General features: G+C 42.7%; 12 protein-coding genes. 9 read left to right on the forward strand and 3 right to left on the reverse strand.

The window, feature by feature from the left end:
• Positions 1–215 precede the first annotated feature (215 nt).
• Complete coding sequence (gene shc, locus HQM15_11590) at positions 216–2279, reverse strand: squalene--hopene cyclase (protein MBF0493406.1); 2064 nt, start codon at positions 2277–2279, stop codon at positions 216–218.
• Positions 2280–2415: 136 nt separating this feature from the next.
• On the opposite strand from shc, the gene coaBC reads away from it, so the two are divergent.
• The gene (gene coaBC, locus HQM15_11595) at positions 2416–3618 is read left to right on the forward strand and encodes a bifunctional phosphopantothenoylcysteine decarboxylase/phosphopantothenate--cysteine ligase CoaBC (GenBank protein ID MBF0493407.1); all 1203 of its coding nucleotides are present in this window, start codon (positions 2416–2418) and stop codon (positions 3616–3618) included.
• Between the two features lie 21 nt (positions 3619–3639).
• On the opposite strand, the gene HQM15_11600 is transcribed toward coaBC, so the two are convergent.
• The gene (locus tag HQM15_11600) at positions 3640–4008 is read right to left on the reverse strand and encodes a hypothetical protein (protein MBF0493408.1); all 369 of its coding nucleotides are present in this window, start codon (positions 4006–4008) and stop codon (positions 3640–3642) included.
• Positions 4009–4187: 179 nt separating this feature from the next.
• On the opposite strand from HQM15_11600, the gene HQM15_11605 reads away from it, so the two are divergent.
• Genes HQM15_11605 through HQM15_11625 form a run of 5 tightly spaced genes read left to right on the forward strand, consistent with a single transcriptional unit; the run spans position 4188 to position 6624 of the window.
• Positions 4188–4700, forward strand: a complete 513-nt coding sequence (locus HQM15_11605; GenBank protein MBF0493409.1) for an outer membrane beta-barrel protein — start codon at positions 4188–4190, stop codon at positions 4698–4700.
• An 11-nt stretch (positions 4701–4711) separates the two neighbouring features.
• On the forward strand, positions 4712–5182 hold the full coding sequence (locus HQM15_11610; GenBank protein ID MBF0493410.1) for a hypothetical protein: 471 nt from the start codon (positions 4712–4714) through the stop codon (positions 5180–5182).
• Positions 5183–5201: 19 nt separating this feature from the next.
• Positions 5202–6005: an undecaprenyl-diphosphate phosphatase gene (locus HQM15_11615; protein MBF0493411.1), complete on the forward strand. Its 804-nt coding sequence runs from the start codon at positions 5202–5204 to the stop codon at positions 6003–6005.
• A gap of 47 nt (positions 6006–6052) precedes the next feature.
• Positions 6053–6265, forward strand: coding sequence for a type II toxin-antitoxin system VapB family antitoxin (locus HQM15_11620; GenBank protein MBF0493412.1), 213 nt, complete (start codon positions 6053–6055; stop codon positions 6263–6265).
• The gene (locus tag HQM15_11625) at positions 6256–6624 is read left to right on the forward strand and encodes a PIN domain-containing protein (protein MBF0493413.1); all 369 of its coding nucleotides are present in this window, start codon (positions 6256–6258) and stop codon (positions 6622–6624) included. Before HQM15_11620 ends, HQM15_11625 begins: the two co-directional genes overlap by 10 nt.
• Before the next feature lie 9 nt (positions 6625–6633).
• Here HQM15_11625 and ispH read toward each other — a convergent pair whose 3' ends face one another.
• Entirely contained in the window at positions 6634–7572 is a 939-nt protein-coding gene (gene ispH, locus HQM15_11630; protein MBF0493414.1) for a 4-hydroxy-3-methylbut-2-enyl diphosphate reductase, read from the reverse strand.
• Positions 7573–7656: 84 nt separating this feature from the next.
• Here ispH and HQM15_11635 point away from each other — a divergent pair, with 84 nt between their 5' ends.
• From HQM15_11635 to maf, 3 genes are read left to right on the forward strand one after another with little or no spacing between them, the layout of a single operon-like run.
• Positions 7657–8607 (forward strand): aldo/keto reductase family protein, encoded by a 951-nt coding sequence (locus HQM15_11635; GenBank protein ID MBF0493415.1) that lies wholly within the window; start codon positions 7657–7659, stop codon positions 8605–8607.
• A gap of 5 nt (positions 8608–8612) precedes the next feature.
• A complete protein-coding gene (locus HQM15_11640) occupies positions 8613–9605 on the forward strand; it encodes a tRNA-dihydrouridine synthase (protein MBF0493416.1) in 993 nt (330 codons plus the stop codon).
• Complete coding sequence (maf, locus tag HQM15_11645; protein ID MBF0493417.1) at positions 9602–10189, forward strand: septum formation protein Maf; 588 nt, start codon at positions 9602–9604, stop codon at positions 10187–10189. The genes HQM15_11640 and maf overlap by 4 nt, the downstream gene beginning before the upstream one ends.
• Positions 10190–10336 lie beyond the last annotated feature (147 nt).

The following is a 10336-nucleotide window of genomic DNA, read 5'->3' on the forward strand; positions in this document are numbered from 1 at the left end:
AAAAAAAGTGAGCCAGGGGAAAATAATTAAAAGAAAAAGGGGCCACTACATTTTGACCCTAAAATCCTCATCCTTACTTTTCATCCACTTATCTGAATATTTCAAAATTTAGCGCGGAAGTCGGGAAGAACAAGCACCACCATGTGCTCGACGGCTTGTCATCCTGTTGGGCGATAAGTTTTGAATTGATTGTCAGCAGAAATGAGGGCTTAAAATCAGCTCACCGACTTTAAATGTGAGACTCGAAGGGTAGACTGCATGGAGCTTCTGTATTTCGCAAGGGCCAGAAGAGGGAAGTAGTGTCGGTATCCATGATATCGAATATAGAAGTGCCCTGGAAATCCAGTGCCAGTAAAGGCTTCTTCATCCCAAGTCCCTTTTTCATTTTGGGTATTAATCAAAAACTCCACTCCTCGCCTAACTTCTTCTGATTTTTCTTCTCCAGCGGCCACTAGGCCTAGGATTGCCCATGCCGTTTGTGAAGCGGTGGAGTAGGGGAGGGGAATATGTCTTTTTTGATTATAGCTTTCACAAGATTCCGACCAGCCCCCATCTTCATTTTGTATACTCTTTAACCAATGGACTGCCTTTAAAATCATTGGCTCCTTGAGGTTTAGACCTATGGAGCTCAGTCCTTGAAGGGCAGAGCTCGTTCCAAAGATATAATTGACTGCCCAGCGAGCTTCCCAAGAGCCATTCATCTCTTGTGTCTTTCTAAGAAACTCAAAGGCTTTCGCACAGGCCGGGTGATCTAGCGAATAGCCGATAAAACCTAAAAATTCCAAGACTCGAGCAGTAAGATCAGGGCTAGGGGGGTCTAGGCAAGCTCCATGATCTGAAAAGGGGATTTTATTCACCCACGATTTGGTGTTATCCATGTCAAAGGCCGCCCAGCCGCCATTTTTAGATTGCATTGAAAAAATCCAATCCAAACCGCGTTGAAAAGGGGCTGTAATTTGTTCGCGAGGCAGATCCACCCGAAACAAAAAGGCCAGAACTTGAACAGTGTCATCCACATCAGGAAAATAATCGTTTTCAAATTCAAAAGACCAACCCCCAGGAGGGGCTTTTTTATTCTTGATGGACCAATCTCCATAAGTTTGAGTGATTTGTTTTGTGAGGAGCCATCTTGCTGCCTTAATGAGAGCAGGATGAGAGTCTTTTATCCCCGCCTCAGCCAGCGCAACTCCGGCCCAGGGGGTGTCCCAAACTGGGGAAATACAGCATTGCTGATAAATAAGTGTGGATTCTAAGCTTGCTTGCCAGGGCAGAGGAGTTTTATAACTATCTTCGTGAGCTTCTGTAGGTAATACATCTATTTCCTTAGAAATTTTTTGTTGAAAAGAAAAGAGGGCCTTGAGACATTTTTGGAAAAGTGGATGCTGAGTGGGATAATTCAGAGCTTTTAAGGCAAGAAGAGAATAAGCCAAAGCCGGATAAATATCCTCGGTTTTTGAAACATGATCAAGAATCCATTTTTCGGCTTTTTTAAGGGCAATTTTGTTGAAGGGGTTTTGAATTTTTATGAATCGATCTTTTACTTTTAAAAGCTTATCAATGCCAAAAAACAGATTTTCTAATGAAAAAAGCCCCTTGGTATTTTTAAAGTCCCATTCTCGATCTTGAGGGTTTCTTTCTACATAGAGTTCATCTAAGTAATGAGGGTTATAATCTTTCAGGATAAATTTCTTTTCTTGAACCACCAAGAGTGGAACAATACAGGCTCGAGCCCAACTCGAAAACTCATAAATATTGAGGGGAAACCAGTGGGGAAAAAGAACAAAAGAGACAGGCATAGAGGGACAATTTTCCCAGGGAATAAGTCCAAAAAGGGCAAGGTGGATTCGCGTAAAAGCACGGCATTGCGTGAGCCCTCCGTGTTTTAAAATAAATTCCTTTGCCAGATAAAGGCTATTTGAAGACTCAAGACTATGACCGGAGAGCTTCAACGCAAGATAGCATTCGATGGTGGTTGAAAGTTCTCCAGGACCATCGTGATAGAGAGACCAGGAACCATCTGGATTTTGGCTACTTTCGATGCGCTGACTGAGAGACTGAATCAGCGTGGTGTATTCCGAGTTTAAACCAATCCAGTGGAGCAAAAAGATGAATTCGGCATTGATCGATTCATTGGCTTCTAAAGTGTACCACCAAAATCCTTCTTGAAATTGTTGGCTTAAAATGGCTTTAGAAGCGTTGTCGACACATTCATCCAAAGCAGGTTTTAACAAAGAATCTTCAAATGCAAATGCCGATTGCAGAGTATTTTTCTTTTTCATAAGGTAGAGCTCCGAGGGAGTGAGAAAACAAAATCCGCGTACGGTTATATCGGCGGATGATTTGGAGTCAAGAAGGGATAAGGTTAATCAGTAGAATTCATAAAGTGCGTATAAGATATATTATGTTAAATTAATTATGAATAGTCCTCCCAAAAAAAATACTCTCCTCCTCCTAGGAATCTCCGGTGGCATTGCAGCCTACAAAACTCCAGACCTGGTTCGTCGTCTCAGAGATGAAGGTTTTGATGTGCATGTGGTTCTGACTCCTACAGCTTCCCAATTTGTCACTCCACTCAGCCTGCAGGCCGTTTCACAAAATCCGGTTCATAGCGAGCTTTTTGATTTGCAGCAGGAATCTCAAATTTCTCATATAAAATTAGCAGACCTTCCCGAACTGATTGTCGTGGCCCCTGCCACTGCGGACCTGATTGCCAAATATGCCCATGGCCTCTGCAACGATTTACTTTCCACCTTACTCGTAGCAAGCACCAGGCCCGTCCTCTTATGCCCATCGATGAATAGCAACATGTGGAATCATCCTGCGACTCAGGCCAACCTGAAAATTTTGCAAGATCGTGGAGTTCATATTTTAGAGCCCGACTCCGGCTCTCTGGCTTGCGGACACAAGGGCGCCGGAAGACTTCCTGAGCTGCCCGAAATAGTCACAGCCATAAAATCTTGTTTGGCTCCCAAAACATTAAAAGGGAAAAAAATACTTATTACCGCAGGGCCTACCCGTGAACACTTGGACCCCGTTCGATATTTATCCAGTCCTTCCAGTGGTAAAACGGGATATTTTCTAGCTGAAGAAGCCAAGCTTCGTGGCGCTGAAGTTTATTTGGTCAGTGGCCCCTCTTGTTTAAAGGCAGCAAAGGATATTCATCTTATATCCATTGCCACGGCTCAAGAGATGTTTGATGCGGTGAAAAAAATATCTACCCAAATGGATATTGTTATTTGTTCCGCTGCAGTTTCCGATTTTAAACCCGAGCAGATTTCAGAAGAAAAAGTAAAAAAGAACAAAGCTGAATTGGAGATAAAACTGATTCAAAACCCGGATATTTTAGCGTACCTGGGGGAATATAAAAGTAAGAAACAAATTCTGGTGGGCTTTGCGGCAGAAACTTTTGAAGTTGAAAGTCATGCCCAAGAAAAATTAAACAAGAAAAACCTGGATTTTATTTGTGCAAACGACGTTTCAAAACCCGATTTAGGTTTTGCTTCGGATGAGAATATCATGACCCTTATTTTCCCTGGGCGGACAAAACCCCTGCCCTTGCTGAGCAAGAAAAAAATTGCAGAGGAAATCTTAGATGAAGTGGAATCCCTACTGGCGTAGGGGGATTTTTTAGAGGTGCCCTTAATTCATTGAAATCAAATTGTGCTTCAACACTGTAATCAAAAGAGCCTTCGATAAATAATGCATCATCGAATCCATCGCTTTTTCTGTCTCATCGGGATTTCGCTGGAAATGTTGAGCCAACGCCAAAAATATTTTTTGTACCGCATTCTTTACCTCTAGACTCAGCTCATATTTTCTCTGTGTTTTTTGGCTATGCGTTTCAGCAGAAGAATATTCTAAAAAATAAATCGACTGGGCAAGTTCACCAGGATTCATTTGTTCCAGACAATTCTTCAGAAGACCAATATCTGGCAGCTCCCCCTCTAATCTAAAATCTTTCACCACTTGAGCCAGAATTTGTTTTTTGCAATCGAGTTCATGCCTCATAATTATTCCCTCAGCTATTTACCTTATCGTCACTCTCTTGAAAAAGTTGCGTGCTATTTCCTTTTCAAAAAAAAACATTTTTTCCAAGAGAAATTTTAATAAAAAAATTTTGACAAGCAATGAGGGCATCGATACAAGCACGGCTCAGCTTACTTACTGTTAAACTCTTGGAGGCAACCATGAACAAAATTAAACAACTCATAACTTCTTCAACTTTTTTAATCACCCTTTTGCTTGCTCTTGGTTCTGCTCAGGCCAGCACTGAGAATCACCAGTTGCAAATTTCAACTGATTTGGGAATGATCAGCGGCTCCGAGGGGCTGGGGACTTCTTTTGATTTTGCAATTGAGCCCGAATTTTTTGTAATGGATAAACTTTCTCTTTCTTTCCGTTTTGATGTTACGGCGGGAGATCTAGATTCCATCTATTTGGGAGGAAGAGTTCGCTATTACTTCGATATCCCCAATCACGAAAAATGGAATGTTTATGTGGGCGTCGGGGGTGGAGTGGTCATGAGCACGAATAGTGGTGGAAACAATTTTGGAGATATTGCAATTCCTGTCGTGGGAATTCAGTATGATCTGACTGATCACATCAAGTTGGGTTCTGATTTTTCCTTTGATATTCTTCTTGGTGACAATACCGCCATTGCCGCTCGAATAATGCCCATTCAATTTCGCTGGGCTTTTTAAATTGAGGTCTCATGAAAGTCTATCGTCACTCATTTATTTTTGCTCTTGTCCTGATTACTTCTTTAGCCTGTTTTTCTCTTCATGCTGAAGAAAAAACAAGCAAGGTGGCACATCCTAAAAAAGACGGAAAAACTCGAGCTTATATGGGAGATCCCGCCCAAAAACGTGGATATGAACTGGGTTTGGACTTGGGATTCAAGGCAGGAAAGTCAGATAAAAAAGAAGGAAAAAAAAACAATCCCACAGCTCATGAAGATTATAAGAACGCTATAAAAAAATTTCGTAGCGAATATGGAATCCAATCTCATTTTCTAGCGGGTTATAGCGCAGGCTTTAACAAGGGATATCGTTCCGGGTTTTCCCTGGGGAAAGAATCACCCGTCAAAGAGAAGAAAAAATCGGAGGGAAATACGAAAGAGAGTACCCCTCCCAAAAAAGTTATCCGAGATAAAAAATTTAACCCCGCAGACGATGCTCTCTAAAAATTATACGAGGTGACCGGTGGCACATTGGCAAGCTGTATTGTTGGGTATCATGCAAGGTCTGGGCGAGTTCTTACCCATTTCCAGTTCTGCACATTTAGTAATCACTCCGTGGCTATTCAAATTTGAAGATCCCGGCCTTACCTTCGATGTGGCTCTTCATTTTGGAACTTTGCTGGCTATTCTTTTTTATTTCTGGAGAGATTGGCTGGAGCTTTTTAAGGCCGCATTTAGTTCCATTACGAAAAAACGGGCCCATTACACACACTCTGAAAAATTATTCTGGTACATCCTCTTTGCCACTATTCCCGGTGCAGTGATAGGGAAAATTTTTGAAAAACAGGCCGAAGAACTTTTTCGTTCTCCCCTACTCATTGCACTCACTATGAGCTTGATGGGGATTTTACTCTTGGTGGCTGATTCTGTGAGTCAAAAAAGAAAAAGTGGAGATCAGATTGGTTTTATCGATGCCTGTTTGATCGGGCTCTCACAAGCCTTGGCAATTATTCCAGGGGTTTCACGCTCAGGAGTTACTATTACCTCAGGATTGGTACGGGGGTTTAATCGTCAAACCGCGGCCCGTTTTTCTTTTCTTTTAGCCACTCCTATTACGGCAGGGGCCTGTTTGTTAAAGGCAAAAACTTTTTTAACAACCGGATTAAATCTGAACTCCCTCCTGGGTGTTGCTGTTTCGGCCACTGTAGGTTTTTTAAGTATTAAATATATGATGCAGTATATTCAACGTTACAGTTACCGTGTGTTTGTCGTGTACCGCTTTCTTTTTTCTATCCTGGTGGTTTTGGTTTATTTTTGGAGGAAATAGATGCAGTATTTCTTGTCTTCTGCATCACTTTCTATATAATACTGCATATGCGTACTACCATTACCATTCATGAAGATTTGCTAAAAAAAACCCAACAACTCACCGGGCTCTCTGGATACAGCGAAGCCATTGTTCATGGCTTGCAAGACTATATTACCCTCAAAGAAAAAATAGATTTTCTGGAAGATTTGTTCCGTAAAAAAGCCCCCCATTCTTATAAAAAAATCAAATCCGCACGAAAGAAAAATAAATGGTCTTAATAGACACCAGCGTTTGGATTTCTCTTTTTAGAAAACGAGAATCCGACTTGGGACTCAAGATGTGGTCGCTCCTACATGATAATCTTATCGCGATCTGTGGGCAGGTCTTGGTAGAGTACGTTGGGGGTTTTAGAAATGAAATAGAGAGAAAAAACCAGGAGAAGAAAATGTTACTTTTCCCCTTTTTAGATTCCCCCTTACAAGTTTATCGAATAGCCTGCTCTCTTATGGCGAAATACCCGCGTTTGGGGGCATCCGATTCGATTATTGCTGCTACCGCCATGCATCATAAAGCTCTGCTCTTTACTCTCGACAAAGATTTCTCAGTACTTGAACCAGAAGGATTAAAACTGTTTTGAGAAAAACAACTATTCCTCCTCAAACAAATTTCCTTCCTCTTGCTCTATACTGAGCAAGACTTTTCCTGGATAAAGCTCGACGACCTTACGCTGTACATCTTCAATCTGCGACTTGGGAGTGGAGGTCCCTGCCCCGATTCCCAGATGATGAATCCCTTCCAACCATTCTGGCTTTACCAAGCCGGGCGAATCAATATGGTAAGTGGTGAGGGGAAGAAACTTCTTGGAAAGTTTTGCCAGATTGGTCGTGTTGGAAGAATTATAACCTCCAATAATCAGCATGGCATCTACCCATTGGGCCAAATTGCTGACGGCCTCTTGCTGATTTTTAACGGGCTTGCAGCGAGTGTCGACAATCTTCATCCCGGGATATTTTGTTTGTTGAATATAAGAAATCAGGCGATCAAATTTATCAGCCGTAATTGTGGTTTGGCAGATGGCGATGGTGTTGCCTAAATTATCGGGCAAGGCATCCACTTCTTCTTCCGAATAAACCACATGAATGTTTTTACCATAGCTGCGACTGGCAATAATTTCTGCGTGTTTGGGGTTTCCGACCAGAATAATGGAATAACCCCTGGATTGAAAGAGCTCTATTTTTTTATACACCCATTTGAGCAACACCGGGCAGGTGGCATCGTAGTATTTTATCCCTCGCTCATTCAGGCTTTCTTTAAGCTCTTTCGGATAGCCATGAGCGGTGATGATCAGCTCTTTTACCCCGTTCTCCTCCAGACTTTGAAAATCCTGATAGCGTTCCAGGATAGGAATTCCGCTATTGGCAAGGTCTTGCACAATCTTGGGATTGTGCACAATAGGCCCCAATATGGGCTTGCGATGCGTTTCTGCCAGTTCAATGGCCGCCTCCACTCCAAAACAGGTCCCTGCACTTTTGGCGACTATTACTTCTAATACCGGCACTTCTAATGTCGGTTCTGTTTGACTCATAGACTTTCCTTTGGTTATGGAACCTCCTTCCATAGCCGATTCACAACTGTCAAGATGAGGAGCCTTATTATGTTTCATCCCGAAATGAAATATCGATCTTTAGGAAAATGCGGAACCAAAGTGAGCGCCCTTGCCCTGGGGGGATGGACCACCTTTGGAGGAAGCGTCACGGATGAAGAGCTGATCCGAAAACTTCTCCTTTGTGCCTATGAAAATGGGATCAACTTTTTTGATATCGCGGATATTTATGCAAAAGGAGAAGCCGAACGAGTGATGGGGAAAGTGCTGCAGGAATTTCCCCGACATGAACTTGTTCTTTCCTCCAAATTGTTTTGGCCTATGAGTGAAGATGTGAATGACCGAGGGCTTTCCCGAAAACACATTATGGAATCGGTAAATAAAAGTTTGCAGCGCATAGGCAGCGACTATTTAGACCTTTACTTCTGCCATCGTTTTGATGATCAGACGCCACTTGAAGAAACCCTTCGAGCCATGGATGATCTGATTCATCAGGGGAAAATTCTCTACTGGGGAACCAGTGAATGGAGTGCCAATCAAATCAGGGCTGCCCACGAAATTTGCGAAAAAAATAATTTATACAAACCTCAAGTGGAACAACCGCAATTTAGCCTGCTGGTCCGAAATCGCATCGAAAAGGAAATTCGTCCTCTCGCCTTGGAAAAAGGAATGGGGCTGGTGGTATGGAGCCCTTTGGCTTCTGGATTACTGACTGGGAAATACGATGAAAGCTTACCGGAAGGCTCTCGCCTTGCCCGTATCGATTGGTTGAGAGAGAATATCAAAACTCCTGAAAATTTAGCCTTGGTTAAAAAATTTAAAACCGTCGCCGATGAAATCGGCTGTAGTCGTGCCCAACTTGCCTTGGCCTGGGAGCTCAATCAGGAAGGGATTTCCAGTGTCATAACGGGAGCGACCCGGCTGGAGCAGCTTCAAGAAAACCTGGGGGCAGTGAAGGTGAAATATAATCCAGAAATTGAAATGAAGTTGAACCAGATTTTTCCCCCCGGAAAGTAAAAAAAATGCCCTTCTCCTGGCAAAATCTTCCCAAACCTATCTTCGGTCTGGCTCCCATGGACGGCGTGACCGATCACGTCTTTCGAAGCATCGTGTATAATCACGGGGCACCGGATGTCATGTTTACCGAATTTGTCAGTGTGGAAGGCCTCTCCCGTCACATCCCTGCGCTCTTAGAGGATTTAAAATATCTGCCTCACGAGCGACCGATCATCGCGCAAATTTATGGTTATGAATTAAAATCTTTTCGGGAATCGGTAAAAATTATTGCCGAACTGGGTTTTGATGGTGTGGATATCAACATGGGTTGCCCGGCAAAATCAGTCGTACACAGTGGTGGCGGGGCTGCGCTGATTAATGCTTCTTCTCACGCCAAGGCGATTATAAAAATTTGTGGAGAAACTTTAAAAGAAGTTTACGAAAAATCAGGAAGGCAACTGCCTCTTTCTGTGAAAACCCGTTTGGGTTATAGCACCACTAATGTCCGAGAATGGATTGGACAATTGTTGGATTGTAAAGAGCTTTCCAATATTTCCATTCATGGCCGTACCCTCAAACAAGCCTACACCGGAGAGGCTGACTGGGAGGCCATTGCCTCTGCCGTAGAACTGGCGAAAGGTTCGGGGAAAACCATTTTGGGAAATGGAGATTTGAAGAACCTGGAACATGCGGTGAAAAGAATTGAAGAAACACAGGTGGATGGAGTTTTGCTGGGGAGAGCCAGTTATGGAAATCCCTGGTTGTTTCGTGACAAAGAAAGCTATCGTTCCAACTTCAATTTCAGTTCACTCGAAATTCCGCTTAAAACCCGAATACAAGCCTTGCTGGATCATGCCGAATTGTTGCAGAATTCCAAGGCCGAAAAGAATTTTATCCAGATCCGAAAACATGCAGGCTGGTATATGAGGGGCTTTCCGGGCGCAGCCGATCTGCGAAACTTGTTGGTACGAGTAAGCAACCTGGAAGAACTTCAAAAGATTCTAAAATCTTATTTATGATTATTCTCGCTTCCACTTCCCCTCGTCGAAACGAAATTTTGCAAGGCCTGAAGATCCCGTTTCAAATAAAAACACCTCGTTTCAAGGAAGAAACCGCCCCGCATTTATCGCCCGAAGCAGAAGCTATTTTTTTTGCACTCGAAAAGGCAAAATCCATTATCGATAAAACACTCATTGCTTCAGCACCTCATCTGATTATTGGAAGTGATACCTTGCTGGCTCTAGAAAATGAAAAAATTGGAAAACCCAAAGATGAGGAAGATGCCTTTCAAATTTTAAAAAAACTTCGAGGGAAAACTCACCAGATTCTAAGCAGCCTTGCTCTGCTTCAAATATCTTCCTCCGGGCAAATTCAGGAGGAAACGCATCTGGAAAAAGTTTCAGTGAGCATGAAAAATTACTCCGATGAAGAAATTCAAAACTATCTGCAACTCGATCAACCCTGGGATAAAGCCGGGGCCTATTCTATCCAGGAAAATGCAAAGAGTCTGATGAAAAATTTTGAGGGAGAATTTGAAGCCGCCATGGGGCTTCCCCTCACCTACCTGAAGAACTATCTGGCTCATCCTCAGCGTCATTTCTGACGCGCCGCACTACTACTTTGCAAAGATGCATTTAATTACTGGGGGTAGTTTTTTTTGATAAGGCGAGAAGTTTCTTGATTTCTATTTTTTTCCCTTTGCCTTCTTCTTTTCTAAAGTCAATCGCTTCTTGTTTAAAAATATTATTTT

The sequence above is a fragment of the Deltaproteobacteria bacterium genome, assembly GCA_015233135.1.
In the GTDB taxonomy this organism is placed as follows: Bacteria; UBA10199; UBA10199; order JADFYH01; family JADFYH01; genus JADFYH01.